Annotated in this window: 17 protein-coding genes and 1 tRNA gene; 3 read left to right on the top strand and 15 right to left on the bottom strand. The window is 70.7% G+C overall.

Annotated elements, in window-relative coordinates:
- Positions 1 to 149: 149 nt before the first annotated feature.
- The 10 genes from QZX79_RS04145 to QZX79_RS04100 all read right to left on the bottom strand — a co-directional run bounded on the left by QZX79_RS04145 (position 150) and on the right by QZX79_RS04100 (position 16,823).
- A complete protein-coding gene (locus QZX79_RS04145) occupies positions 150 to 2,819 on the bottom strand; it encodes a LuxR family transcriptional regulator (protein WP_294565088.1) in 2,670 nt (889 codons plus the stop codon).
- A 17-nt stretch (positions 2,820 to 2,836) separates the two neighbouring features.
- On the bottom strand, positions 2,837 to 5,461 hold the full coding sequence (locus QZX79_RS04140) for a LuxR family transcriptional regulator (RefSeq protein WP_294565086.1): 2,625 nt from the start codon (positions 5,459 to 5,461) through the stop codon (positions 2,837 to 2,839).
- Positions 5,462 to 5,697: 236 nt separating this feature from the next.
- Positions 5,698 to 6,285, bottom strand: a complete 588-nt coding sequence (gene pth, locus QZX79_RS04135; protein WP_294565084.1) for an aminoacyl-tRNA hydrolase — start codon at positions 6,283 to 6,285, stop codon at positions 5,698 to 5,700.
- Between the two features lie 14 nt (positions 6,286 to 6,299).
- The gene (locus QZX79_RS04130; RefSeq protein ID WP_294565081.1) at positions 6,300 to 6,908 is read right to left on the bottom strand and encodes a 50S ribosomal protein L25/general stress protein Ctc; all 609 of its coding nucleotides are present in this window, start codon (positions 6,906 to 6,908) and stop codon (positions 6,300 to 6,302) included.
- Positions 6,909 to 7,175: 267 nt separating this feature from the next.
- Complete coding sequence (locus QZX79_RS04125; RefSeq protein ID WP_294565078.1) at positions 7,176 to 8,102, bottom strand: glycosyltransferase; 927 nt, start codon at positions 8,100 to 8,102, stop codon at positions 7,176 to 7,178.
- Positions 8,103 to 8,507: 405 nt separating this feature from the next.
- On the bottom strand, positions 8,508 to 11,168 hold the full coding sequence (locus tag QZX79_RS04120; protein WP_294565076.1) for a LuxR family transcriptional regulator: 2,661 nt from the start codon (positions 11,166 to 11,168) through the stop codon (positions 8,508 to 8,510).
- Positions 11,165 to 13,804: a LuxR family transcriptional regulator gene (locus QZX79_RS04115; protein ID WP_294565073.1), complete on the bottom strand. Its 2,640-nt coding sequence runs from the start codon at positions 13,802 to 13,804 to the stop codon at positions 11,165 to 11,167. The genes QZX79_RS04120 and QZX79_RS04115 overlap by 4 nt, the downstream gene beginning before the upstream one ends.
- Positions 13,805 to 14,130: 326 nt before the next feature.
- Positions 14,131 to 15,111 carry a ribose-phosphate diphosphokinase gene (locus QZX79_RS04110; protein ID WP_294565071.1) on the bottom strand — a complete coding sequence of 327 codons (981 nt, stop codon included), beginning with the start codon at positions 15,109 to 15,111 and terminating at the stop codon, positions 14,131 to 14,133.
- Positions 15,108 to 16,676 carry a bifunctional UDP-N-acetylglucosamine diphosphorylase/glucosamine-1-phosphate N-acetyltransferase GlmU gene (gene glmU / locus QZX79_RS04105; protein ID WP_294565068.1) on the bottom strand — a complete coding sequence of 523 codons (1,569 nt, stop codon included), beginning with the start codon at positions 16,674 to 16,676 and terminating at the stop codon, positions 15,108 to 15,110. Before glmU ends, QZX79_RS04110 begins: the two co-directional genes overlap by 4 nt.
- Before the next feature lie 75 nt (positions 16,677 to 16,751).
- Positions 16,752 to 16,823: transfer RNA gene (locus QZX79_RS04100), tRNA-Gln, on the bottom strand.
- 99 nt (positions 16,824 to 16,922) lie between these two features.
- Here QZX79_RS04100 and QZX79_RS04095 point away from each other — a divergent pair.
- Positions 16,923 to 17,564, top strand: a complete 642-nt coding sequence (locus QZX79_RS04095) for a TetR/AcrR family transcriptional regulator (RefSeq protein ID WP_294565065.1) — start codon at positions 16,923 to 16,925, stop codon at positions 17,562 to 17,564.
- A gap of 137 nt (positions 17,565 to 17,701) precedes the next feature.
- On the opposite strand, the gene QZX79_RS04090 is transcribed toward QZX79_RS04095, so the two are convergent.
- A complete protein-coding gene (locus QZX79_RS04090) occupies positions 17,702 to 17,839 on the bottom strand; it encodes a hypothetical protein (RefSeq protein ID WP_294565062.1) in 138 nt (45 codons plus the stop codon).
- 121 nt (positions 17,840 to 17,960) lie between these two features.
- Between QZX79_RS04090 and QZX79_RS04085 the strand changes: the two genes are divergently transcribed.
- The gene (locus QZX79_RS04085; protein WP_294565057.1) at positions 17,961 to 18,557 is read left to right on the top strand and encodes a hypothetical protein; all 597 of its coding nucleotides are present in this window, start codon (positions 17,961 to 17,963) and stop codon (positions 18,555 to 18,557) included.
- Between the two features lie 53 nt (positions 18,558 to 18,610).
- On the opposite strand, the gene QZX79_RS04080 is transcribed toward QZX79_RS04085, so the two are convergent.
- From QZX79_RS04080 to QZX79_RS04065, 4 genes are all read right to left on the bottom strand, one after another.
- Entirely contained in the window at positions 18,611 to 20,095 is a 1,485-nt protein-coding gene (locus QZX79_RS04080; protein WP_294565054.1) for a dynamin family protein, read from the bottom strand.
- Positions 20,092 to 21,918 (bottom strand): dynamin family protein, encoded by a 1,827-nt coding sequence (locus tag QZX79_RS04075; RefSeq protein ID WP_294565051.1) that lies wholly within the window; start codon positions 21,916 to 21,918, stop codon positions 20,092 to 20,094. Before QZX79_RS04075 ends, QZX79_RS04080 begins: the two co-directional genes overlap by 4 nt.
- A 111-nt stretch (positions 21,919 to 22,029) precedes the next feature.
- Complete coding sequence (locus QZX79_RS04070) at positions 22,030 to 23,415, bottom strand: IniB N-terminal domain-containing protein (protein WP_294565048.1); 1,386 nt, start codon at positions 23,413 to 23,415, stop codon at positions 22,030 to 22,032.
- 449 nt (positions 23,416 to 23,864) lie between these two features.
- A complete protein-coding gene (locus QZX79_RS04065) occupies positions 23,865 to 26,474 on the bottom strand; it encodes a LuxR C-terminal-related transcriptional regulator (RefSeq protein WP_294565045.1) in 2,610 nt (869 codons plus the stop codon).
- Between the two features lie 49 nt (positions 26,475 to 26,523).
- Between QZX79_RS04065 and QZX79_RS04060 the strand changes: the two genes are divergently transcribed.
- The coding region (locus tag QZX79_RS04060; RefSeq protein ID WP_294565042.1) for a hypothetical protein at positions 26,524 to 26,795 on the top strand (272 nt) is incomplete at its 3' end.

Genomic DNA, 26,795 nt, shown 5'->3' with positions numbered 1-26,795 from the left:
GCTACTTCGGCGGGCACGGGGCGCCCCGGTACTCGGTGGCGGTGGTGGACTACGCGGGCCTGTTGCCTTGAGTACCCACAGGGTGCCGCGCTCCACTCACCTGCGGCCGGAGTGTGGGGATTTTCGAGGCCGGGGACGGGCGGGGGCCCTCACCGGTCCTGGCTGTGCTGGAGTTCCTCGCGCCGGTTGATTCCGAGTTTCGCGAAGATCCGGTACAGGTGCCCCTCGACGGTGCGCACCGAAACGTTCTGGCGCTCGGCGATGTCCCGGTTGGAGTAGCCTTCGGCGACGAGGGAGACGATGTCCTGCTCCCGCCGGGTCAGGCGGGCGCCGGGGGCGGAGCCGGCCGTCCCGGCCGCGGGCTGGTCCGTGCGGGAGAGGACAGCCGTCAGCCGGGTCTGCGCGCTTCGGGCCTTCTGCCCGGCCCCCCGCGAGGTCCACAGCTCGGCCGCGAGCCTGAGGCAGGCTCCGGCGAGGGGGAGGTATCCGGCGTCCTCTGCCGTGGTGGCGGCCTCGGCCAGCCGCACGGGATCCGAATCCCGCGCGGCCGATGCGAAGGCGTGAAGGACCGCTCCCTCCAGGCCCTCAAAGTGCCCGGTCAGGGCGGCAAGGGGCGCGAAGGCCCCTGCATCTCCGAGCCGCGCTGCCTGTTCCAGCGCTGTCGCGGCCACTTCGAGCATGCCGTCGGCCGCCGCGCCGTCCGCGATCTGCCTCAGCTCAGCCGCCACCCCGTGGGGCTCGCCGAGCAGCGCACCGGCGGCGAGGGCGTAGACCCGTCCGGTGAGCCGCATCTCCCTGCTCCCCCGGTTGGGAACCGTCGTGTATTCGTCGATGAGCGCCTTGGCCCGCGCGGTGTCCGATGCCGCGGCGCAGGCGAAGGCGGCGAGCCCGGTGGCCATGGTGAGCACCTGGGTGACGTCGGATTCCCGGAGCCCCTCCACGGCGAGCAGCAGCCGGTCGCGGGCAGCACCGGTTCGCCCGCTCCTCAGCGCGGCAATGCCCTCGAAGAGGTCGGACCAGCCGGCGAAATAGGAGGGATTCCGTGAGGAGTGCCGTGCGTAGTTCTCGAAGACCGCGCGGGCGGAGCTCCACTCCCCCGCATGCACGAGGGACAGAATGTGCCGGGAGGCAACGAACTCCCGGTAGGTCAGCAGTTGGTGATCCTCCGCGTCGATCAGGGCCAGCGCCTCGGCGGTGCAGGCCGCTCCCGACACCGGCCGTCCCGTGGAGGCGAGCAGTTCCCCGAGCAGGGCCAGGGCACCGGTCCGGGTTTCGGCACTGCCATGCGGGCTCTCCACCGCCTCCCGCAGCGGCCTCTCCAGTCCATGGAGCTGCCCCTCGAGCAGCAGGACGTAGCAGCGGAGCAGCCGGGCTCCGAGGTGGGAGGTTGCGGCGGCGTCGGTGAGTGCCCGGCTCCTGCCCGTCGACTCGATCGCCTGGATCAGGAAGTCCCACTGGTCGATGTCCCGGCGCAGGTCCTCGGATGACTCTCCCAGGCGGAGCCGGATGTCGAAGGACAGGAGGGTTGCTTCCTTCGCGACGAGGAGGTTGGTGCACCGGAGGCGGGCTTCGTCGACGAGCTCCCTGGCATAGCCGAGATTGCCGCGCGAGATCTGGGCGCGGGCGATTTCGACAAGCGCCCTGCCGCGGAGCCCGGGCGCCGAGACGGCCCGTGCCGCCCTGAGGGCGAAGCCGGGGTCGTTGAGCCGGTTGGCGACAACGGCGGCCCGCAGCAGGCTCGGGTCGTCGGGTGGCACGCCGCAGTCGAGGCCCCAGGCCACACTGCGCAGGAATCCTTCGAGCGATTCGGTCCGGGGATCGAGAACCTCGAGGACGGCACGGCGGATGGCCATGCTGCGAGCGGTGGGGACGGAGGTACGGAGGACTTCGCTGTAGAGCGGGTGGCTGAGGGAGACGAGGCGTTCGGGCGCCGGGCCGACGGTGATCAGCTGATCGTCCTGGAGGTTCCGGACGCTGTCGGGATCGGCGCAGCGTGAAAGCGCCTTCAGGGCGATGGGCTCGGCCAGGGCGACGACTTCAAGGGCCGCCAGGTCGGGAGCACTGCGTTGGCGCAGCTGGCTCTGGATCAGGTCCACGAGGCGCAGGTCGACCGAGGGCTGGCCGACCATGCGCCAGACGCCGTTGCGTTCAACGAGGTACCCCTGCCCGCGGCCCTGCGTCAGCAGCGTGAGCAGGAACAGGGGGTTTCCGCCCGTGGCACCAGCGAGCAGGTTGCTTGTCCCCGTCAGTACATTGCCGCCGAGGACCTGCCGGCACAGTTCGTCCACCGCCGAATCGTCAAGCGGTTCGAGATCGAACCGTACCAGGAGGCCGTCGCGGCTCAGGGCGAGGAACTCGGCGGGCGGATGGGGTGCGGCCCTCGACAGGATGAGCAGCCGGGCCCGGCGGGCACTGACGAGCTGTGCCAGCAGGGCGCAGGTGCTCTCGTCGAGCTCGTGCGCATCGTCCACGACGAAGAGCGGGAGCTGCGAGGACCGGCCCCGGGGCGCGGGGAGGTGTTTCATCAGGCTGCGCAGGATGGCCACGGGCGAACCCACCTCTTCGACCGACAGGCCGTGGAGGTACGGGGAGAGGGCGCCGAAGGGGATACGGCGCAGGGACGAGCCGCCGGTGATCGGGAAAACCTCGGCCGCCCCTCCAAGCTCCTGCACCACCGCGCGGGCGAGCGCGGTCTTGCCGACACCGGGCTCACCCACCACCATCGCGCCGAGGCCGGCCGGGTCGTGGAGCGCGGTGAGAATCCCGTCGATGATTTTCGTCCGTCCGACGAGGGGGACGCCCTCCTGGATTCTCATCATGAATATCGGCTGTCCGTCTACTTGAAAATCAGGGCAAGCTGCTTGCGGCTCGAGAGACCGAGCTTCGTCAGGATCTGGTGAACGTGTCCTTCGACGGTCCGCACCGAGACGTGTTCGGCCTCGGCAATGACCTTATTCGACGCACCGCGGGCCACGAACCGTGCGATCTTCCTTTCCCTCTCGCTGAGGATCGTCCTGCTGCGCGCCGGCCTCCGCCCCGGTGCGGCGGCCCGGCGGAGGATCTGGTCGGCATAGATGCCGATCATCGCGTCGCCGTCCTCGAGGAACTCGATGGCGCGCTCCGCCGCGTGGGCCGCGAGCCCATCATGCCCCGAATAGAGGGCGGCGCTGGCGGCGTCGAGAAGGACCTCGGAATTCCGTGCGGCGATCCCCTTGCCCAACAGTTCCAGGACCCGGGCGAGGGGCCCCTCGCAGGTGGCGGCGGCGGCGCACAGCCGCTCCACGAGGTCATCGGAGCCAAGCTGCACCGCCTGGGAGAGCAAGAGGAGCTCCTGCCCCTTGTTGCCGGCAGCGGCGTTTGCCTCCGCCCGGGACCGCAGCAACTCCTGCGCCACGCCGGGCTCGCCCAGCGCGGCCCCGGCGAGGATTTTGAAGTACTCGGCGCTGTCACGGTAATGCCAGGAGTGGCGCTCGGAGTCCAGGTCGACGGCGTTCAGGTGCTCCCGGGCCCCGGCCGAGTCCCCCCGGAGCGCGAGGGCGTAGGCACCGGCGGCCTCCGCGAGGGGCAGCAGCCCGTGCCGATCACTGGCCCGCAGCTGGCTGATGGCCGGAACGAGCCGGTCCAGCGCGTCCTGGCTGCGGCCGGCGAAAGCGTGAAGCAGACCTTCGGTGAACTCCGAGGCCGAGCCGTCGTAGATGCTTGCATCGGCGTCCCGTTCCGGGGCCTCGGCCATCGCCAGTGCCTCGTTCCAGTACCCGGCCGCCAGCAGCGCGGTGAAGAGGTGCGTTCCGCCGCGCTCGATCTCGAGCGGGTCCCGCTCTGCCCCCACGAGCCGCGCGACAAGGGAACGGGCGCTTTCCACGGCGGCCTCCTGGCGGCCCGCCATGGCCAGGGCCGAGGCGAGCAGTCCCTGGAGCCGGGAGGTGGGCCGACCGTGCGCCGAACGCGCCTCGATCCGTCCAGGGAGGGACTCTGTGAGCCCGACCGAGCGGCCCTCGAACAGTTCACGTTCCGCCGCGAAGTCCTCAAGCTGTTCGAGGAGGTCCTGCACCTCCTCGGCAGGGGCGGAGGACAGCCGCGCGCCGGCCGCGTCGAGCAGCGGAGCGGTCTCGGCGTGCCGCTGGTGGCTGCGCATCGTCAGCTCCGCCTTTGTGAGCATCAGCTGCACTTCCAGCCGCAGGCCGACCGGCGCAGCCCCGTCGCCGAGCAGGGGGTCAATGGTGGCCAGGGCGTCGTCGACCCGGCGCTCCAGGGCCAGCGCGCGCGCCGCTTCGAGGACGGTCGCCGGGCCGCGCTCGGCGTCGGGCACCGCTGCGAGGAAGCCCAGCGCCGCCGACGGCTCGGACCGCAGATTGGCCTCCCGGGCGGCCTCGATCAGCGCCGGGGCCTCAACCGGGACCCCGTTGTCGAGGCTCCACCGGATCAGGGACGCACGGCTCGGCCCCGGCATGGAGCTGTCCGTGCGCAGTCCGTTCAGCATTGAGAGCGCGGCGCGTCCCGGCACGGAAACGAGCTGGGAGCGCAGCGACTCGGCCAGCCCCTCGTCGGACACGCGCACGAGGGGAGGACCGCCCTGTTCCGCCCAGAGGATGCCCTGCTCCTGCAGGGCGTTGACCGGCTCCGGCGGGAACACCTTGAGCAGCAGGTCCAGGGGAACCGCGCCGACGACGGCGACGGTCTCAAGCAGCGGACGCCGGTCCGGGGAGATCCGCTCGAGCTGACCGGTGACGCACTCGGTCATCGGCTTTCCCGTCCGGGATCCATCCCCGCCGCCGGAAACCCAGACCCCGTCGCTCAGGGCTAGGTGCCCCGATTCGACGTCGGAGAGGGTGATCGCCTGAAGGTACCGGGGGTTTCCGCCGCTTGCCTGCCACAGCCCGAGGGCCACCGAGCGGGAGACGGGGTTGCCCAGCGCGGCCGTGAGCAGTTCGGTTGTCTTCTCCAGGTCGAGGGGTTCGACGTCGAGCCGGCGCACGACGTCGTCCTTCCACAGGTTGAACAGCTCGAGTGGTGCGCGCTGCATGTCCCCGCAGATGCCCAGGACCCGGACGGATCCCACGCGGACGAGGTGGGCGATGACCATCGCCGAGAAATCGTCGAAGTCCTCGATATTGTCGAGCACCATCAGCGTGCGGGCGCCCCCGGTGCCGGGATGGAAGCGGCTCTGGAGCGAGCTCAGGAGCAGAAGCGGGTTGGCCGAGGTTTCCTCGTCAAGCTGGGCAAGGACCATGCTGAGCACTCCGTAGGGGGTGTCCGCGATGGCCGCCGAGCCGCGCAGGTAGAGCACCTCGAAATCCCGGGCAAGGTCACTGCTGACCCGGCGGGCGATGAGTGTCTTGCCCACCCCGGCCTGTCCGACGAGGACCACTCCACCACCCGAGGCCTGCAGGAGGGCATTCCGGGCATAGTCGATCTCCTCGGAACGCCCCACGAGGGGCCAACTGCTGTCCAGCCCCGTCATATGCAGCGCCCCATCGTACTTCCCCCGGCCCCAACCGGCAGCCCCGGTTCGAAACCGGGGCTGGTACCACAAGTCACCATTGAGTCCGCCCCACAACGATTGTCTTGGAGCATCACACTACCTCCCCGTGTGAGGAAAGCCACTGAAGCGCGACCAAGGTTTAATGCTGTAGTGTTCGCACCCGCGCCGCCGGCCCCGCGCCGCGGGGCCCCGAGCCGTGACGGCGGGGACGGTTCTCAACCGGCAGGAGCGTGGAATTTCTGCTGGGCGGCAACGAGTCCGGTCCGGATCACGGCCTCGACGGCGTCGGCCGCATCCTCGAGGAGGAAGGGCAGTTCCTTCTTCTCCGCGGTACCGAAGTCCTTGAGGACGAAGTCGGCGGTGTCCTGCCGGCCGGGAGGACGCCCGACGCCGACCCGGACCCGGAGGTAGTCCTTCGTGCCCAGGGCCCGGCTGATGTCCCGGAGGCCGTTGTGCCCGCCTTCGCCTCCGCCTGCCTTGAGCCGGACAGTGTTAAAGGGAATATCGATCTCATCGTGCACCGCAAGAACGCGCTCGGCGGGGATTCCGTAGAACTTCGCCAGCGCGGAGACGGGTCCGCCGGAGAGGTTCATATAGGTCAGCGGTTTCATCAGGACCACGCGCGGACCGCCGGGGCCGAGCCGTCCCTCGAGGGCCATCGCCTGCGTCCGGGTTGACCGGAACCGCCCATTGAGGCGTGCTGCCAGGAGGTCGAGGACCATCGAACCCACATTGTGGCGGTTGCCGCTGTAGCCGGGCCCGGGATTCCCGAGCCCGGCTACGAGCCATGCGTCAGTTGGCATGAAGACCGGCAGGATTAGCTGTTGTCGGCAGCGGGCTCGGCTGCACCGGCTTCCTCAGCGGGGGCCTCGGCCTCACCGAGGTCCTGGACCGTCGGAGCGGCGAGGTTGACGATGAGCGTGTCGGCGTCGACCAGAAGCCGGGTGCCCGCAGGCAGCTGGATGTCGGAGGCGTGGATGTGCTCGCCGACCTGGCGGCCCTCGATGTTGACGGTAAGGCTTTCGGGCAGGTGGGTGGCCTCGGCCTCGACGAGCACCGTGTTGCTTTCGAGGTTGACGACGACCTCGGGGGCCGCCTCGCCCTCGATGTGGATGGTGACGTCGACTTCGACCTTCTCGCCGCGGCGGACCGTCAGCAGGTCGATGTGCTCAATGATCTGCTTCAGCGGATTGCGCTGGATGTCCTTGGCGAGGGCCAGGTGCTCGGTGCCGTCGACCTCGAGGGTCAGCAGGGCGTTGGGGGTGCGCACGGCGAGGGTGGTGGCCTTCGCGGGGAGCAGGACGTGGAGCGGATCCCCACCGTGCCCGTAGATGACTGCGGGGATCTTGTTGGCGCGGCGGGCCTGGCGGGCCGCGCCCTTGCCGAATTCGTTGCGTACTTCTGCTGGGAGCTTCTGCTCTGACATGGTGTTCTCCTCGTGGAACGCTGGTTAGCTGGTGCGCCGGTGGCGGGCCAGCCCGTGGACGTTGCCGGGGCATTGAGGAGCGCGTCTAGAAACCGCTCACTGCTGGTGGGAGCACCAGCTGCTGAAAGTCGCTAGCCACCGTCGATCACGGAGTCCGCCCGATTTCTCGGGCCGCTCCCTCGCCTAGGCATCGCAGACCATCCTACAGCACCCCCGCGGCTCCCCTGACCCTCCCCGGGGCGAAGGCCGGGACCGCCGGGGGCCGCCTCACGTGCTGATGATCCGCCGGGACGCAGCGGCTTCGAGGACGCCGCGGTGGGGGCGCGCCAGGTCCAGCACCCGCACCACCCCGCGTGCCGCTGCGGCCGACGCGATTTCGTCCTGATGGCCGTCGACGTGCTCCCGGTGGGCCGGGTCCCGCACCGCAAGGACGGGCATCTTGCCCAGGCTCATCAGTTGAAGGATCGTTCCCACCCCGGCGTGGGTGATGACGACGTCGGCGGCCGCGGCGCACCGGCCCAGCTCGCCGAAGCCCATCTCCTGGTGCACGGTGCCCGGAAGGCCGGAACGCCGGGTGGAGCCGAGTTGCCAGGTCAGCTCATCCCCGGGCTGGAGGATCGACAGCACCGCATCGACTGCCCGGTCGAACGCGTAGGGCCGGATCGTCCCGAGGGTGACGAGGATTTTCCGCACCCGGACAGGCTCCGTCCCGGAGGAGCAGGAGAAGGAATCCCAGATGGTGCCGGCGTAGGGCCAGCGGCGTGAGGACCAGCCCTCGTACTGGGCGTAGGTCCGTACCCGCGGTGCACGCTCGAGGATTCTGCCGGTGAAGGATGGAGCGGAGACCCGGGCGAGGCTCTCGACGTAGTAGGTGGGAATTCCGAACAGTGCCGCCAGGGGAAGCCCCGACACCGCCACGGCCGCCCCGGTGCTGATGCAGGCGTCGAAGGACTCACGGCGCAGGATCGACAGGATCCGGCGTGCCGCCCTGAGGGTGGCCGCCGCATCGCGGGGCGCGACGTAGCCGACGAACTGGCTCCGCCGCGCACTCAGCATCGAGACGGTCTGCTGGGTTTCGAAGGTCACCCAGAGCGAATCCTCCGACGCCTGAACGGTGCCGTCGATTTTCAGGAGTTCCGAGAGGTGTCCGCCCGCGGAGGACACCCACAGCACCTTGGCGCCCCGCGGCAACATGTCGAATTCGATTGGCGCTCCCAGCCTCGTGCCCGGCAATTTCAGCCCATTGTGCCATTCGAGGCCGCATTGCGGCACTGCCGGCTCGGGCCGCGCGGCCCACGGGGCGCCACGCCACAAAGAAAGCCGGGCCGGAACGTCAATGTTCCGGCCCGGCCACCTGCAGGTCTTCCTGCCGAGGTTAAGGGTCGGCGGCGGCTGGGGATGAAGTCCTGGTCTCAAGAAGACTTCGACACCGCCGACCCGGTTCGGTGAAGCCGGCTCCTTTTCTGGGTTCCGACTTGTCAAAACTCTATGTCCCCCGGGAGGACGGCAACACAAGTAATCGCGCCCGAATTCCCCTGTTCTGCTACCTGTTCCCGGGCACGGCACTACCTCATCGCCGAGGCTCCTACTCGGCAGGTCCTAGTCCGGCCGGACGATCGATTCGTACTCCGCCGTCAGCTCCTCGCGGCGGGTGATTCCGAGCTTCGCGTAGATGCGGTAAAGATGGCCCTCGACGGTCCGCGGAGAGACCGTCAGCGCGGCGGCGATCGCACGGTTCGACGCGCCGTCGAGGGCGAGGGAGGCGATCTCCCGCTCCCGCGCGGTCAGCTTCGTCGGCTCCTCGGCGTCGCCCAGGAGCGCGGGCGAGCAGCCTTCGAGGCGCTGGCGCCGGCGCCGGGCCACCTGGAGCAGTTCGCGCTGGGTCCGGCGGTCCCCCGCGCCCGACAGCAGCCGCATGGCGCGGTAGGCGGCGTCGGCCGCCACCAGGTGCTTCTGGGAGAGCTCCGCCTTGTCCCCCGCCGCTGCCAGCCGCTCCGGATCCCCGGAGACCGCAGCGGCGGCGTACGCGTTCAGCACCGCCGCCTCACGGCCTTCCATCGCGCCGGTGAGCGCCTCCAGCCGGACGGCGGACTCCTCGTCACCCAGCGCCACGAGGATCTCGAGGATGTCCTTTTCGACGGCGGAGAGACCCTTCCCGGCCGCAGTGGCGGCCAGGCCCTTCAGCCGGTCGAGGTGGTGCTCGCGGTTTGAGGAGGGCAGGAGGGCCGCGTGGGTGAAAGCCTGTCCCAGCAGCGCGAGGGGGCGGCTGCCCCGGTGGGCCTGGGCGGCGAATTCGGTCGTCAGCGCCTCGGCACGGTCCGCCCGGCCCAGCGCACTGGAGGCGAGGGCGGCGACGGCGAGGGTGTACGGGAGCAGAAGTTCCTTGTCGGACCGGCGGAGCGCTTCGAGCGCGGGGCCCAGTTTTTCCATCCCCAGCCGGAACCTGCCCCGGCGCACCTCGAGCAGCGCATCGAGGGCGGCGAGCGCACCTCCGGTGAAGTCGTAGTCGCGGGCCGGCCGGCGGGCATAGTCCTGGAGGGCGGCCTCGGCCTCTGCGAACTCCCCGGAGTGGATCAGCACCAGGAGGTGGCGGGTGAGGGTGAAGGCGTGGAAGTCGTTGAAGAGGCCGGGATTCGTGCGCACCAGGGCCAGGCCGGACGCCGTCAGCGCCTTGGCCTCGGTTCCCCGGCCGGTCGCCCCGAGGGCCTCACCGAGCAGGGACTGGGCGAGGGCGAAGTTGAGCTCACCGCCTGCCTCATCCGGTCCGATCGCCCGCAGCCGCGTCTCGGCATCGGCGTAGCGCCCCTCGAGGTTGTAGGCGAAGCAGCGCAGCAGGATGACCTCCGGCGGGTCCGCCGGGAAGTGGTGCTTCGACTGAAGCGCGGCGCTCCACCGGTCGGCCAGGGTATGGATGTCCTTCAGCGGCCTGCCCTGGAACAGCCGCAGGCGCACCGTGAGAACCGCGGCGGCGGCAAGCACCTCGAGCTGCCCGGACGCCTCGAGGGTTCCGCGCAGCAGGTCTTCGGCTTCGGGCAGGTGCATCCGGGCGATTTCGACCCGCGCCCGCTCCACCCGGGCTGCGGTGGCGTGTTCCGGACCTGCCACCGCCGAGGCGAACCGGACCGAGGAGGACAGGTCGAAGTAACGGTGGGCGAGACGGGCCCCCTCGATGAGTTCCGCGTCCGACACGGCTTCCCCGCAGTCAAGGGCCCAGTTGAGGTGCCGGATCCTGCCGGGACCCACCGTGGGGATCGGGGTTGAGCCGGCGGCCAGTTCGGCCCTGAGCACGGCGCTCCGACCTGCCGGGACGAGTCCGCGCACGATCCTTCCGTAGAGCCGGTGGGTGGGAACCGCGAAGGCCGGATGGCCGGGCATGCTCATGATGAGCCCGGCCTCGAGCAGGTTCGGCACGGCTGTGGCATCGGTGATGCCGGAGATCGCCGAGAAGGGAACGGGTTCTGCGAGGGCGAGCGCTTCGAAGGCCTTCCGTTCCTGCGGCGGCAGCCGCAGGCAGATGCCCCGCACGAGATCGGCGAGGGAGGCCGGCACCCTCAGCTCCTCCCCGGACAGCTGCCATACCCCCGCGGTTTCGGTGAGCGCTCCATCAGCGAGGGACTGGTCGAGCAGGGTCCGCAGGAACAGCGGATTTCCGCCCGACTCCTCCCAGAGTCGCTCCCCGGTGCCGCGTACAAGCTCGCCGCCGAGTACTTTCGTGCACACCTCCGCCACCTCGGCCGCGTCCAGGGGCCCCACCTCGAAACGGGCGAGCAGCCCTTCCCTGCAGAGGGACACGAGTTCCTCGGAGACCGGTTCCTGCGGCCGCGAGAAGGCGACGAGGCGCACGGTGCGGGAGGAGACGAGCTGGGAGAGCACGTGGCTGCTGTCGTCGTCGACCTCGTGGGCGTCGTCGACGACAAGGAGCACCGGGCGGCCCTTCGACTCCTCACGGAAGAACGAGATCAGGATCCGCAGCACCGAGAGCGAGGACTCGATATCGCGGGCCGTCGCCCGTCCCAGGAACGGGGCGAGCGCCGCGTAGGGTGCGTTGCTCAGCGCCGGGCCCGGGTGGATCAGGAAGGAGGCCGCCGAGTGCAGGGTCCGCTCCACGAGGTGGCGGGCGAGCGCCGTCTTGCCCATCCCCGCCTCACCGAAAACGAACGCCCCGTGCAGGTCCGAGCGCGTCACTGCGTGCTCGAGGGCTTCGATCAGCGGGTTCCGGCCGACGAGGTCCCCGTCCACCAGCGAAGCGGTGGTCCTCATGAGCGGGTTTCGGTGGGGATGAGCTCTCCAAGCTCGCTCCGGGTCGAGACGTTCAGTTTCGAGTACACCTGGTAGAGGTGGCCCTCGACCGTGCGCACCGAGACGAACATCTGCGCGGCGATCGCCTTGTTGCTCGCCCCCGCCGCCGCGAGCCGGGTGACCTCGCGTTCCCGAGCGGTGAGCCGTTCGAGGCCCGACCCTGCCGAGCTCCAGGCCGCGGCCTCGGGAAGGATCTCCCGGACCCGGCGCTGCAGTTGGCGGAGGGTGTTTTTCTCGCGCGTTCCGGCGGCGCTGCGCAGCGCGGCCTGGGCGGCGTCGGAGGCGAAGCGGCGGTCCCCCTGCGCGGAGGCGAGTTCGGCGGCCTGCACCAGCAGTTCCGCATCTCCGTTGCCCAGCCCCTTGGCGTAGAGCTCGCAGGTCCGGGCGAACGCGCCCTGGAGCGAGGCGGACACCGCGGTCAACGGATCGAGCGCCGTCCTGTCGCCGAGGCGCACGGCCCGGGACAGGGACAGGAGCGCCCACGCGCCGGCGCCGGCGCGGCGGTCAACCTCCCCGAGGGCGTGGAGGTCGCGGGCCGCGTCGGCCTTGACCTCAAGGAGCGAGGACACCAGCAGCTGAAGGTGCCGGGACGCGCGCCGGACCTTCCACGGGCTTGCTGGGCCCGCCTCGGTGACCGGAAGGTGGGCGATTGCCTGTTCGAGGTTGCGCTCCTGGGCGTGGCAGTAGGTGATTCCGGCCGCGGCCAGGGGCAGCAGGCCCTGCGGGTCGCGGACGCGCAGCTGGTTGAGCGCGGGAGCGAGCAGTTCGAGGGCGGGACCGACCCGGCCCTGGAGTGCCTCGGCAACACCTTCGGCGACGGCGCCCCATGATCCGCGCCCGGCCTCCGGACCTCCCCTCGGCAGTCCGGCGGCGGCCAGCATCCGTTCGCCCTCGGCGCCCGAGCCGGCGAGCCGGTACACCTCCCCGATCTGCTGGACGGCGAAGGTCCGGGTGGTCCTGCTGATGCCCGGTCCCCCGACCCGGCGGGCGAGGTCTGTGGCCAGTTCCATTGCCTCGAGCTGCCGCGCGGTCATCGCCCAGGCTTCGCACAGCCAGCCCTCGACGCGCGCCCGGAACTCGGCGTCGAGTCCGTCATCGGAAGCAAGGACCGCCGGAAGCTCTGCCGCGTTGCGCAGGAACCGGCCGTCCCAGGAGGCCTGCTCGGCGCGGGCCAGCAGCGCCTCCTTGCCCAGTTCGGCGGCCTCCGGCAGGGGCTGCTCCCCGGCGAGTTCGGCGGCGGCCCGGTCGAGGAGGGCAGCGCTGCCGGGCTGGCCGGAATGACGGAGGATGCGCGCCTGGAGCAGGCGCAGCCGGAAGAGATCGGCACCGGCGGGGCGCTCCGGGCGGCCCGCCAGGGCTGCCGCGGTCGAGGCTGCGCGTTCGAAATCCCCCTGTCCGAGGTCGGCGATGACCGACTCGAGCACCAGGGCGGCGGGTACCGAGCGGGCCTTGCCGCTTGCCGCGATCTCCGCGGCCGCCGCGAAGTCGCCGGCGCGGTTGGCCGAGCGGGCGCCGGCCAGGGCGACCTCGGGAGGCAGCGGGAGTCCGGCCCGGAGCAGCCACTGTGCATGCCGGGTCGGTTCGGCCTCGAGGACCACCCCGAAGCCCGGCTGGGAGGCGAAGTCGGCGTAGAGCGCCCCGGCCTCCTCCGCGGGAACACTTTCGGCGACGGCGTCGGCAAGGGCAGGTGCGGTGCAGCGCGCGGCCGGCGCCGGCCCGTGGTCGACGGTGATCACGCGCGCCTCCTGCACGGTGTCGAGGTCTTCCGGGCTGAACCGCTGGAGCGCCATCGGCCAGGGCAGGTGGCCGGCCAGGGCGGTCAGGCGTACGATCCTGCGCTGTTCCCGGCTCAGCTCGGGCAGGGCCGATCCGGCTTCCGCAAGTTCCTCGCCCAGGACCAGCCGGCCGGGCAGCAGCACCCAGGAGCCGTTGTTCCGGGCGAGGAGGTTGCGCCGGGCCATCCCCCGCAGCGCCGTGCGGAGGACCCTCGGGTTGCCGGCGCTGAACTCCCACAGCGCCTGCAGGCACTCCTGGGATGCCGGCGCCCCCAGTTCGGCCTCGACGAACCGGGTCGATTCGTCGAAGGTGAGCGGCGGAACGTCGAAGCGCTGAAGCGAACCGTCGCACCACATCGCCATGAAGGCGCCGTCTGCGAGGGCGAAATCCTTGACGGCCAGCAGGATGCGGGCGTCGCCGTTCTGCACGAGCTGGCTGATGACGCCGGAGGAGGCGGCGTCAAGCTGCTCGGCGTTGTCGACCGCGATGATGACCGACTCGCCGCGGGCGTGACGCCGCAGGGCGGCGCTCAGCGCCTGGAGGACCATCACCGGGTTGCCGAGCACCTCCCGTTCCACCTCGGAGAGGAGGAAGCTCAGGGCACGGTAGGGAATGCGCCGGGAGGCGGCCGATCCCCGCACGTTGACGATGTGGACCCCGGACGCCGCCTGGAGGACCTGCTGCAGGAGCGCCGTCTTGCCGACGCCCGTCCCTCCGACGAGGACCGCTCCGGAGGATCCGTCCCGGCGGAGGGCCGTGTGGATCCCGGCGAGCAGTTCGGTGCGCCCGATGAAGAAGCTGCCGGGCAGCAGCGGGGTCATTTCGGGCCGCCCTGGACGATCGGTGCGTGGACCGGTGTGGCATGACGCGAATAAATCACTCTGTGAGACCGCATTGAGACCAACTTCTTCCCCGGGCTGTGAGTTCTCCTGGTACACAGCCTAGAAACGAGTGGGCCCGCGAACACGAGTGGTGACTACGGAAGTTCCCGTGAAACTACCCGTTTTCGTGCGGCAGATGCGTGCATGCCTACTCAATTGGCCGACGCTCACTACCTAGCATAGGGGCCTTCGGCCCCTTTACCCTACTGGGGTTGAGCCGGTCCGCCCCACCTAGGTTGAAGGGATTCTACCGTCCTGCAGCAGCCTCAGGCGATTCCGTCGAAGAGGCTCGTGACGGATCCGTCGTCGAACACCTCCCGGATCGCACGGGCGATCAGCGGCGCAATGGAAAGCACCGTCAGCTGCGGGAAGCGTTTCTCGGCGGGAATCGGCAGGGTGTTGGTGACGACCACTTCCCGCGCGCCCGACTCCGCGAGCCGGCGAGATGCCGGCTCGGAGAAGACAGCGTGCGTGGCGGCGATGATGACATCCTTCGCACCGCCATTCTTCAGCACCTGTACGGCTCCGGAGATCGTTCCTCCGGTGTCGATCATGTCGTCGATGAGCACGCAGGTGCGTCCCTCGATCTGGCCGACGACCTGCTTGGATACGGCCTGGTTGGGCACCGTGAGGTCCCGGCTCTTGTGGACGAACGCCAGCGGTGCACCGCCGAGCCGTTCGGCCCACTGCTCGGCCACCCGCACCCGCCCGGCGTCCGGCGAGACCACGGTGACGTTGTCTGCATCGACGCGTGAGCGGATGTATTCGGCGAGCAGCGGAATCGCCATCAGGTGGTCAACCGGGCCGTCGAAGAAGCCCTGGATCTGTGAGGTATGGAGGTCGACCGACATCAGCCGGTTGGCTCCGGCCGTCTTGTAGAGGTCGGCGACCAGGCGGGCCGAGATGGGCTCGCGGCCCCGGCCCTTCTTGTCCTGGCGGGCATAGGGATAGAACGGGGACACCACCGTGATGCGCTTGGCGGAGGCCCGCTTCAGCGAATCGACCATGATCAGCTGTTCCATCAGCCAGTTGTTCAGCGGGGCCGGGTGCGCCTGGATCACGAAGACGTCGGTGCCGCGCACGCTCTCGCCCGACCGGACGTAGATCTCCCCGTTGGCGAAGTCGTAGGCGGAGACGGGCAGGAGTTCGGTGCCAAGCTCCGCGGCGATCTCCTCCGCGAGTTCGGGGTGGGCGCGCCCGGAGGCCAGGACCAGCTTCTTCTCGCCGTGTGCCGTGATTTCGCTCATGCCTGGCTGCTCTCTTCTGTTGGTGTCGCCACTGTGCCGGGGGTGGTGCCGGCGGAGGAAGGACCGGTGGCCGGGGCGTCCCAGGCAGGACCATCGGCTGATGCCGCGGCGGCCCGGGCGGAGGCCGTGCCGGGCCGCTTCGCACCGACCCACCCTTCGGCGTTGCGCTGCGGGGCGATGCTCAGGCCCAGGGCACCGGCGGGGACGTCCTTGCGGATCACCGCGCCGGCTCCCGTGTAGGCGCCGTCACCGACGGTGACGGGCGCGACGAAGACGGTGTTCGAACTGGTGCGCACATGGGAGCCGATGACGGTGCGGTGCTTGTTCACGCCGTCATAGTTGGCCGTGATGTTTCCGCAGCCGATGTTCGTGTACTCGCCGATCTCGGCGTCGCCGGCGTAGCCCAGGTGGGACAGCTTCGAGCCGCGGCCGATGGTGACATTCTTGGTCTCGTAGAAGGCCCCGATCTTGCCTTCCTCACCGAGCACCGTGCCCGGGCGCAGGTAGGTGAAGGGGCCGACGGAGGCGCCGGCACCGATCCGCGCGCCGCTTCCATGGGTGCGCACCACGGAGGCGTCCTCGCCGACGAGAACGTCGGTGAGGGTGGTGTCAGGACCGACGACCGCACCGCGTTCGAGCCGGGTTGCCCCGTGGAGCTGGGTGCCCGGGAGGACGGTGGTGTCCTCGCTGAGCACGGCCGTGGCGTCGATCCAGGTCGTTGCGGGGTCGATGATGCTCACCCCGGCCCGCATCCACGCGGTGACGATCCGCCGGTTCAGCTCGGCGCCGAGGCTGGCCAGCTGCACGCGGTCGTTGACCCCCTCGACCTGCCAGCGGTCCTCGGAGACGACGGCGGCGACCCGGCCGCCCGCGGCGCGGCAGAGGCCGAGGACGTCGGTCAGGTACATCTCGCCCTGGGCGTTGTCGGCACCGACCTGCCCCAGCGCGGTGCGCAGGAGCCCGGCGTCGAAGGCATAGATTCCGGAGTTGATCTCGCGGATCTCCCGCTCGGCGTCGGTGGCGTCCTTGTGCTCCACAATGGCCGTGACCGTGCCGTCGGCTCCCCGCAGGATCCTGCCGTAGCCGTCGGCGTTGTCGAGGACCGCGGTCAGGACGGTCACCGCGTTCGCTCCGGCCCGGTGCTCGGCCAGGAGGTGTTCCAGCGTCGCGGGAGTGAGCAGCGGCACGTCACCGTAGGTGACGACGACGGTGCCTTCGAGGGGGGCGCCGTGGCGGGCGTCGAGCGCCTCGAGGGCGACCTGGACGGCCCTGCCGGTGCCCGGGATCTCGTCCTGGTCCACGAGCAGCGCACCGGGGTCGAGGGCGGCGATGTGGCCGGCGACGAGGTCGCGTTCATGGCGGACCACCACGGCCAGCGCCTCCGGTCCGAGTGCACGGGCCGCGGCGAGGGCGTGGCCCACGAGGGACAGACCCCCCAGCGGGTGCAGGACCTTCGGGGTCCTCGACTTCATCCGGGTGCCTGCTCCGGCAGCGAGGACGATCACTGCGGCCGGTGGGGAGGATTCCAATGGTGCCGTCGCAGCAGCGGCGTCCTGATGGCTCACGAAGAAGCGCTCCTACCTGTTGGGGGTGTGACCGGCGGGTGGCCACCCGGTCATAGTACCGGGCCGTTTCCACCGTTCCGCCCATAGGATTCGAACCTATACTCCGCAGCTCCAAAGGCTGGGGTGCTGCCATTACACCAGGGCGGACCATGCGCGCCCTGCCGTACGGCAGCACGTGCACACGGTTATCAAGTCTGCCACGAACGGAATCCATCGGCGACCCGGCCCGGTCCGTAGGATGGAGGAATGAGCCAGCCTTCAGCACCCGGAGACGGGGCCGTCCGACCCCGCATGACGGGTGCCCAACGGCGCGCCCAGCTCATCGACGTCGGCCGGGCGCTGTTCGCACTTCGGGGTCTCGACGGGACCACGATCGAGGAGATCGCCGCGGCGGCAGGGGTGTCCAAACCGGTGATCTACGAGCACTTCGGCAGCAAGGAAGGCCTCTACACCCAGGTGGTCGACGTCGAGTTCCACATCCTGCTGCGCAGCGTCACGACCGCCCTCGCCGGCGATGCCGGGTCCCGGGAGCTGCTTGAGCGCGCAGCGCTTGCGCTCCTCGACTACATCGAGAACAGCACCGACGGTTTCCGTATCCTTATGCGCGACGCCGCCCCGTCCCAGCCCGAGGGCGCGTTTTCCACATTGCTGTCCCGGATCGCCGCACGCGTTGAACACATCATGGCGGCCGAGTTTGAGAAGCGCGGATATCTGCCCCAGGACGGTGCCATCTATGCCCAGATGCTTGTCGGGATGGTGGCGATGACCGGCCAGTGGTGGCTCGACGCGCGCCAGCCGGACAAGCGGACCGTGGCGGCGCACCTTGTGAACCTCGCGTGGAACGGCCTCAGCGGGCTGTCGATCGACCCGCAGCTGCGCAGCGCCTGAGGCCCCCGCCCCTGCGCCTCCGGCGGGATATGGAGATCCGGCCTTATCTGATCCGGCCGGGCTCCTGAATTGACCGGCGCGGGCCGGTGGCGGCCCTGCGCGCCGGCACGCGGGGCGGGGTATCAGAAGAGCGGGTGTCAGAAGAGGATGATCAGCAGGACGATCACCACGATGACGGCAAGGCCCGTACCGATGCCCACCCGGCGGCCGGCTGCCGGCCGCGTATCCTGCTTCCTGCGCCGGCCATGGACTGCGTTTCCACTGTTGCTGCTCATGGCACCAAGGGTAGGACCGGCTTCTCCCACCAACCACAGTAGTAACTACTCGTTCCCCTTCGTGGAGTACTCGGAGAAGGCTTCTCCTGCGGCCGCCGGGGACCGGTGCTAAGTTACCCCCATGTCGAACGAACCTGCCGGGGAGGGCCCCGGGCGCAGGGCGGGGAACCCGGACGAACGGCGGCGGGAGCCGGCGCTCCACCCCGCTCCGCCGCGGCCGGAACTTGCCGGGAGCGCCCCCGCACCCATCGTTGCCGCGGTGCCGCCGCCGGGCCCGGTGGGAGCCGCCCGGTCCCTCTGGCTCGCGAGCTTCGCGGCCGGGATCGTGGCGGCCCTGCTTGCGTTCCTCAACCGCCGGTCCCAGCTTGACCGGCTGCGCGAGGCGGCGGCCGGCATCGGGGCCGAACGGGACCCGATGACCCTTGACACCGTTGCCTCGGTTGCGTGGTGGGGCGGGCTGGGCGCCCTCCTGGTCCTCATCGGCATCGAAGCGCTCCTGCTCGCCGTCCTGCTGCGCCGGCGCGGCTGGCCGCGGTGGGTACTGCTGGCGCTCCTGCCCGTGCACCTCGCGGTGCTGGCCGCAGGCGGCTCGATACTTGCCCCTCCGGGCGCGGAGACCTACTTCGTGCTGCTCCTGGTGGCGCAGGCCCTGCTCGGCGCTGCGGCGCTGGCCGCAAGCCTGCTCCCCCGCGCCAACGCGTGGTTCCGCCACGGCTGAAACCGGTAATTGACGGACTGCGAGCCCTGCTCATCGGACCGGGACACAGGGGTTCAGAGGGGGGCTGCCGGCTCCTGGGCGGTATCGGCAAGCAACGCCTCGCAGCTGCGGATCACCGTCTGGCACAGATCCAGGGCGCTCCTGTCGGTCAGCGGGTTTTCGGCCACGGCGCGCCAGCGGCGCAGCTGAAGCACCGCCTCTGTCCGCACCTGATCCGCAGGTGCGTCCCGCCGCAGTCCCAGCCGGCGCGCGGGTGCCACCCCGCTGCCGCCGATGAGCCGTTCCGCGTCCGCCGCAAGGTCCGGCGCGAGGGCAACTCCGCTGGTGTGGAGCACCCCAAGGAGCCGAAGCTCCCGGTACTCATGGGCACCGGCAAGGATCCGCTCGATCGACGCGGCAAGGGCGGCGGTGCCGGGCCGGGGCCGGGCACGCACGAGGGCGTCGACGCCGATCAGGACGTTTCGGGCCTTGAGCTGGGCCGCCCGGGCCTGGAACTGGCCCGAGAGCGCACGGAGGATGTCGTCCAGGCCGCTGCGCCGGGCCAGTTCGCGGGCCAGGGCCGTCGGCTCGCCGATGCCCCCGCCGAGCAGTACGCACGCGAGCCGGACCCCGAACAGGCCGAACCGTTCAAGCAGAACGGCGCGCTCCCCCGCGGGAACGCCCCCGGGCGCGTCCTCCCGAACGAACCGGTCGGCCGAGAGGAGGAGGCGCTCGCGGTCCCCGCGCTCCAGCCGTGCCAGCGCCGCCAGGGCGGCGAACTCGTTCTGGCGCAGGGTCCGCGCGCTCTGGGCGAGGAGGCCGGCGACCGGGACGACGCCCAGGGCGAGGCGGCGCAGGCCGGCGTCGTTCCGGTAGCGGGCGGCCACCTCGCGGGCGGCCAGCAGCGCATCGATCCGCCCCGCTCCGACCTCGTCGGCCCGCGAGAGGACCGCCAGTGCGTTGACCGTACCTGACTGGCCCGCCGCGGTGTCCTGGAAGGACTCGAGGAAGCCGAGGTCACTCGCGTGCAGGTGGCGCATCAGGTAGATCAGGGCGTCGGCCTCCGACGGCGCGTCGCCCGGGGTGAGGAACCCCACCGAGCGCGCGGAAACTTCACGCGACAGCGACGCGATCCCGGGGGTGTCGATCAGCGTGAGGTCGCGCAGGGCCCGGGCCGGCCATTCCACCACGAGCCGGTCCACCTCGTCGGCGGGGGTGCCGCCGAGGTCGAGCTGCAGCCGGCCCTCCACCCGGCGCACGGGCAGCGCCCTCGGGGCACCGTCAAGCGGGTGCAGGGTCACCCGGGGGGTGTCCCCATGGCGGTACCAGGTGATGACCCGGGTGCATTCCCCGGTGTCCGTGGGGGCGATCTCTTCGCCGATCACCGCATTGAGAAGCGTGGATTTGCCCGCCTTCACCATCCCGGCGACGGCGACGCGGAGCGGTTCGCGCAGCCGCCGGTCATAGCCCGAGAGCACGGCCAGCGCCGCAGGGTCCGCCCCGTACACCTCCTGGGCGTCCCGGACGAGCACTGCCACCGCGGCGCCCACGTCGGTCACGGCCGGGCCGCCGCGGGGTCACCTTCCAGTGCGCGGGCCTCGGCGTGCAGGGCGTCGACGCGCTTCAGCTCGGCTCGGATCTGCTGCATCCGCTGCTCCCGCTCGAGGGCGTAGGTAGCTGCGGCCTTCTGCGCCGCCGCCACCGAATCACCCAGCGAGCGGTGGTGCTCTTCGGCGATCTCGGAGAAGTGGTCGCGGGTGGCGCGCTGGATCAGGCGCAGCCGGTCCTTGAGTTCCTTCCCGACCTGGAAGACGACGTCGTCGATCTGCCGCCGCACGAGCGCCTTCGCCTCGCCCTGCCGGCGCTTGAGCCGCGCCTCCTTGTCTTCCCGGTAGGCCTTGCGTCCCAGCAGGAGCCCCGCTCCCACCGAAAAGGGGTTGATCAGGGACATGCCGACGATGCCCGTGAGCAGCCCGAACATCAGCACGCCGCCGTAGGATCCGCGCATGCCGATCAGGACCTTCTGCAGGGGGCCCACCCTGCCCGGGTCGAGCGTCGGCACCTTCTCGACGGGGCTCAGGACGTCCTGGGTGTCGGAGACCGAAAGCACCGGCAGCCGCACCTCGTCCTGCTGGAAATGCTCGGCGACCTGCTCGGCCAGCCAGGCGGAGCGTTCGCTGGTCCAGACGAAGGTATCGGAGACCGCCGAGGCGACCCGCTGCTCGAGCCACTGGGCGAACTGGTCCCAGGTCGGCCCCGGGTCCCCTTCGTCGATCGCCTGCTCCGCTTCGCGCTGGATCCTGCGCAGCCGGTCGCGCAGGTCGTACTCCATATCGGCGATGAGGTCGCTGATGCCGTCGTTGAGGGTGACCTGCCAGCGGGCCGACCTGCGGCGCTGCTCATCGGCGCGCTCTTTGGCGGCCTCAAGCCCGGCGATCATCAGCGGGGTCCGTTCGGGGTCCTCAAGCGCGCCGAGTTCCGACGTCAGCGACAGGCGCAGGTGCTCGGTGATCGAGAGCAGGTCCTGGGCGACGGAGCGGCGTTGGAGCCTTTCGGCGGAGCCGAGGATGTCCGAGCGCAGGTAGGCCACCAGCGCCGGGAAGCCCGACTCCGTATTCAATTCGTTGTCCTTGAGGCGGGCCGCGTGCAGGCGCAGGTCGGAGGACACCGGAATCAGCGGGATCCCGGGGCGCACCCGGTCCAGGTGGGCGCGGTCGAGTTCGGCGACCCGCCGCCACTGCGGGTAGAGGTCGGTCTTGGTCAGGACGCAGCCGATATTCGGGGAGACCCGCAGGGCCTGGCGCAGGAAGCGGATTTCCGGTTCGGTGTATTCCTGGGAGGCGTCGGAGACCAGCAGCATCGCATCGGCCGTCGGCAGCGCGGTGAGCGTCGTCAGAGAGTGGGCCGAATCGAGGCCGCCGACCCCGGGCGAATCGACGAGGGAGAGCCCGCCGGTCAGGACCTTGCGGGGAAGGGCCACCTCGGCCGCCACGAGCCGGCGCTCGTTGCCGGGGTTGCCCTTTTCCGAGACGTAGGAGGCGATATCGGCCAGGTCGACCGGCTGCCGCTCCAGCGCGGGCCCGCCGTCGGCCGCCGGGTCGGCGTCCCGGGGCACCACGAGGACGGCCGAAGGCTGCTCGCCGTAGCGCACCACGGTGGGCACCGAGGTGGCGATGTCGTCATCCACCGGGCACACGGGCGCGTTGACCAGGGCGTTGATGAGCTGGCTCTTGCCCTGCTTAAACTCTCCAACGACGATTACCCGGATGTTCGCGTCGAGGAGGCGGCCGCGGGTCGCGTCGAGGCGGCGGCGCAGGTCCGCCCGGTCTCCGGCCTGCACCAGGTCGATGCCGCGCTCCACAAGTTGAACCAGCTCGGCCACAGGTGCACCTCCCGGGAAAGACGATGACTCGAGACTACAGAGCGGCCCGGCGGGAAGCACGCTTCCTGCCGGGCCGGGCCGTTCTTCTTGAGACAAACTTGCGGGAGGCTGCTAGGAATCGGCCTCCAGGTCCACCTCGCCGCCCTCGTCGGCGGTGACCTCGGTGTCGGTCAGGACGACCGACTCGTCGATCGAGGTGAACTCGGTGGTGATGTCGTCCACGACAACCTCGGTGGAGGTGTCGTTGAAGGACTCGTCGAACTCCGCCTCGACGGCGACGGAGTTGTCGGTGTTGAAGGATTCGTCGATGACGACCTCGGTCTCCGTGGTCGTCGTCGTCTCGGTGGTCGTCGTGGTCTCGTTGTAGGAATCCGTGACGTCGACCTCGTTGAAGGAGTCCTCGATCTCGACGTCCAGGTCCGTGTTGATCGAGTGGTCGGGGACGGACTTGTCGACCTCGTTGAAGGAGTCGTCGATCTCGACGGTCGTCGAATTGTCGTTGTTCGAATCCCGTACCGTGGTCGTCGACTGGTCCGTGGTCTCGTTGAACGAGTCCTCGAACTCGACGTCGACGTCCGTGTTGTACGAGGCGTTGATGTCGTTGTCCTCGTCGTTGTCCTCGTTGTAGGAGTCGTTGATCGACTCGTCCTCGTTGTAGGAGTCGTTGATCGACTCGTCCTTGTTGTAGGAGTCGTTGATCGAGTTGTCCTTGTTGTAGGAATCCTCGGTGTTGTGGGAATCCTCGGTGACGTCGTTGTCCTCATTGAAGGAGTCTTCGATCTCGACGTCGACGTCCGTGTTGCCGATACCGATGTGCGAATCATCGCCGGCGTGGACCGTGGTGGAGTTGTCGGTGGATTCGTCGACGGAGTTGTCGACCTCGACGTCGCCTTCGGCCGCGATGGCGTCATCGCCCGAGGCGACAATGGCGTCGTTGTCGAAGAACTGGGTGACATCGCCGTCGGCCCAGATGTTCTGGTTGACCGACTGGTCGGTGATGGTGTCCCGGTCGTCGATGGTCGACGTGTAGGAGTAGTTGTTCATCACGTGGGTCAGGGTCTGGACCGCGTGGCCGTGATCGTTGTAGTCGTCGTGACCATGGTCGTCATCGTCGTTGTCATCGTGATCGTGGCCCCGGCCGCCGCCGTGGCCGTGGTCATGGCCGTGGTCATGGCCGTGATCGTCGTCATCGCCGTGGCTGTGGCCGGCACCGGTGATCGGGCCGACGCTGACCGAGCCGGCGTTGCCGCTCATCGGCGCCTCGATGGTGGAGTCATTGCCGCCGGTGTTGTACTCGCGGTCGAAGGACGAGTTCACCGCGACGGGGGCGTAGTCGAGGATGACCGGCAGGACCGCATCGACATCTTCCATGCAGACACCTCCGAGCCCGGCGTCGGCGAGGGCCCCCTCGGGGTCAGCCTTGAAGGCCGCCGCGGCCTCGGGGTCCTTGAACAGGTTCATCAGGAATTCGAGAAGAGTCGTTGCGAGAGTTGGCATTTTGGGTTCCCCTGCTTGGTGATGATCGGTTGTTCTGAGAGCGCCGATGCTTGGATCGCCTGAGTTCAATCTAGGACCGGCGCAGTCCGCCGCCATCGGGGATTCCTCCCCTTCCGGGGACTCCTCCAATAGGGGTTTGAGCACCGCCCGACGGTAGGGGTACGGGGTAATCGGACATCCCGCGCACCGGAAGCGGGGGTCGGGCGACCACGGGGCGGGCACGGGCCGGGAGGCCGTACCTCGGCGCGGCCGGCGACCAGGAAACGACGACCTCACCAGGAAACGACCGGCGCACCAGAAAACGACCGGCGCGCCCGCTATATCCGGCCCCGGCGTCGCAATCGGGCGCGTTTTCGCCCCTACGCCCGCCGCAGCCGCTCCCGCGCCCGCTAGATCCGGCGCCGGTGTCGCAATCGGGCGCGTTTTTGCCCCTGCGCCCGCCGGGGCCCCTAGGCCCCGCCCGGTCCCTTCTCGGCCTTGGCCAGGGCGACGCGCAGCTGGTCGAGCAGGTCGGCGCGGGTGGTGACACCGAGGCGGCGCCGGATGCGTGCGATGTGGTGCTCGGCGGTGCGCGGAGAGATGAAGATCGCCTGGCCGATCTCCCGGTAGGTCCTGCCCTCAAGCACGAGCCGGGCGACCTCGCGCTCGCGGGCGCTCAGCCCCGACCCATCCGATCCCGCGGCCGCACCCGGCCGCGGCGCCGCCGGACCGGTGGTACCGGCCGCGGGCCGGGCTGACGGCGTGGCCGCGGTGTCGGGGGCCGGGTGCAGGTCCCGGGCACAGGCCATCAGGCGGGCCATGTCTTTCCGGTCGTCGGCCCGGGACGCGGCCTGGCCCGCCAGCCGCGACCCGTCCCAGGTGTAGCCGGCGGCTGCCAGCCCGCGCGCTGCGTTCTCAACGGCGGGAACCTCGAAGCGGCCGGCGAGCACTGAGATCCATACCCGGCCCCCGGTGGCGAGCACCGCGGCCAGGGGGTAGCGGCCGGCGCTGCGCACCAGGGCCGCCGCGTGCGGGGCAAGGTCCTGCGGCCGGTCCGAAAGGAGCGCCGCCTGGACCGCTGCCCAGTGCAGCGGCACCGACCACAGCGGCGGGTTGCCCAGCCGCTCCAGCAGCGCCCAGGCCTCGGCGAGCGGGATTTCAAGCCGGCCCGCGTCGCGCAGGCGGGCGCCGGCGACAAGGAGTTCGCCGAGGGGCAGGAGGAGGTAGAGGTCGATCGAGACGCGCAGGATGCCCTCGCGGGCCCGCTGCCAGGCGTGCACCAGGGCCGGGACATCGCCGGTCCGCCGTGCCAGGGCCACCTCGAGTGCGGTGAGGAAGAACTCGTCCCGGGGGACGAGCGTGCCGGGGCCGGGAACCGCCTCGGCGGCGAAGGACCGGGCCTCGCCGGGCAGGTCCCGCTGCAGTGCGGTCCATGCCCGCAGCAGCAGCAGCCGTGGGCGGGCCGCCGGTCCGCCCTGCCCGCCGGCGAGCGCCGCGTCGAGGACCGATTCGGCGAGCTTGAGCTCACCGCTGCTGAGTGCCGCCAGGGCGGCGAGTGCGGCCGGCAGGTCGGGCAGGGGAAGCGCCTGGCCCGAGGCGGTCATCATGTCGGAGGCGCGGATGAGTCCGGGCAGGGCCTGCGCCGGAGCGGGCCCCAGCGAGGTGTGAACGCCCCTCCCCATCAGGGCGACCGAGACGGCACGCACCGTCGGAGAGCCGTCCTGCGCGGTTCCCCCGAGCATCGTTTCCGCTGCGTCCCGGTCGCCGCTGCCGATCATCGTGACGGCGGCCAGGGCGGCGGAACTCCCGGCCCGCTCCTCCCCCAGCCATCGGTACACATCGGCACCGCGGGCGAGCATGCCGCGCTGGGCCCACACGGACGCGGCGACGTCGGCGGCACGGGCGATGTCCGGCGCCTCCTTCTGGGCGAGCAGATGGTCAAGGATCCTGCACGCGCCGTCGAGGTCCCCCATGGCTGCGGCAGCCTGGGCCCGGCGGGCCGCGGTGGAGAGCCCGTCGGCGCCGGCGGCGCCCGCCTCCTCGTACAGCGCCGCCGCGGCCTCCGGTGCGTCGGGCAGCTCCGCGTCGGCCGCGGCCAACAGCGCAGCCGCCACCCGGGGGTGCTGCAGCCCGTCGCGGGCCAGTCCGCGGGCAACCTCCCCGGACCGCAGTTCCCCGTCCGTCAACAGGTCCACGAGGGAGTGCTGCAGTTCCCGGATGCGGTAGCCGGGAGTGGCCGCGAGCAGGGCGCGGCGGATCAGGGGGGCGAGCCGTCCGTCGGGAAGCAGCATCCCAGCGGCCCGGCCCCGGGCGAGCAGGGCATCGACCGGGGTACCGGCCGCCGCCAGCCCCGGCGGGACCTGCCGCGGCGGGACGAATCCGACGGCCATCGCCAGCAGCAGCTCGCGCAGCGCGGTGTCGACGCCGTCGAGTTCGTAGCCGAGCTGGTCCATGACACCGAGGGGAACCTCTGGGGCGGAGCCTGTTCCGCCGGGCTCCTGCTGCAGGCCCGCGGTGACCCGCTGTACGAGCCACGGCATTCCGCCCGTGAGGTTCGCCACCAGCTCGAGGGTCACCGCCGGCACCGGCTCGCCCAGGGCGGCACCGAGATAGCGGGCGAGATCGTCAGTGCCCAGCGGACCCAGCACCACCGGCGGATGGCGCTGTTCGAGGACGGCGGCGAGGCGCTCCAGTGCCGGGCTCCGGGGCCAGCCCCGGTAGGAAACGATTACATCGTCGGAGCGGTCCTCAAGAATCGAGTGGATCCGGGCAAGCGCGGCGTCGTCGAGGAGGTGGGCGTCGTCGACGAGGACCGCCCGGCGGGCACCGTCCAATTCGGCTTCACCGACTCCAGCCTCGAGGGCGGCAGGGCCGCGCACGACGCCGATTCCCGCTTCCCGGTAGCGGTCCTCGGCAAGGTCGAGAAGGGCGCTCTTGCCTGATCCGCCGGCGCCGGAGATCCCCGCAACGAGACGCCGCTGCGGATCGGCCGCGGACCGGTCCGCAGCCTCGAGGAGGGACGCGGCAACCGTTCTCCGCAGCGGACACGGCAGTGAGACCCCCAGACTTCCTCCCTGCACCTCCGGTCAGCCTTCCGGCGCTGTCGGCGGTGGGGCCGGGGCGGTCTCGATGGCCGCGCTGGGTTCCGGGCTGGGATCCACCGGGGCGGACTGCGTGGGCAACGGACCGCTCGGCGGCGGCGCCGGCTCGGTTGTCGGGGCCGGAGGCGGCTGGGTCACCGGCGGCGGCGTCGGCTCGGTCGTCGGAGGCGGCTGGGTCACCGGCGGCTGGGTCACCGGCGGCGGCGCCGGCTCAGTCGTCGGGGGCGGCGGCTGGGTCACCGGCGGCGGCGCCGGCTCAGTCGTCGGGGGCGGCGGCTGGGTCACCGGCGGCGGCTCAGG

This window comes from uncultured Arthrobacter sp. (genome assembly GCF_902805515.1).
Taxonomy (GTDB): domain Bacteria; phylum Actinomycetota; class Actinomycetes; order Actinomycetales; family Micrococcaceae; genus Arthrobacter_D.
Note: the sequence above shows the minus strand (reverse complement) of the source record. Positions and strands in the feature narration are given on the sequence as shown.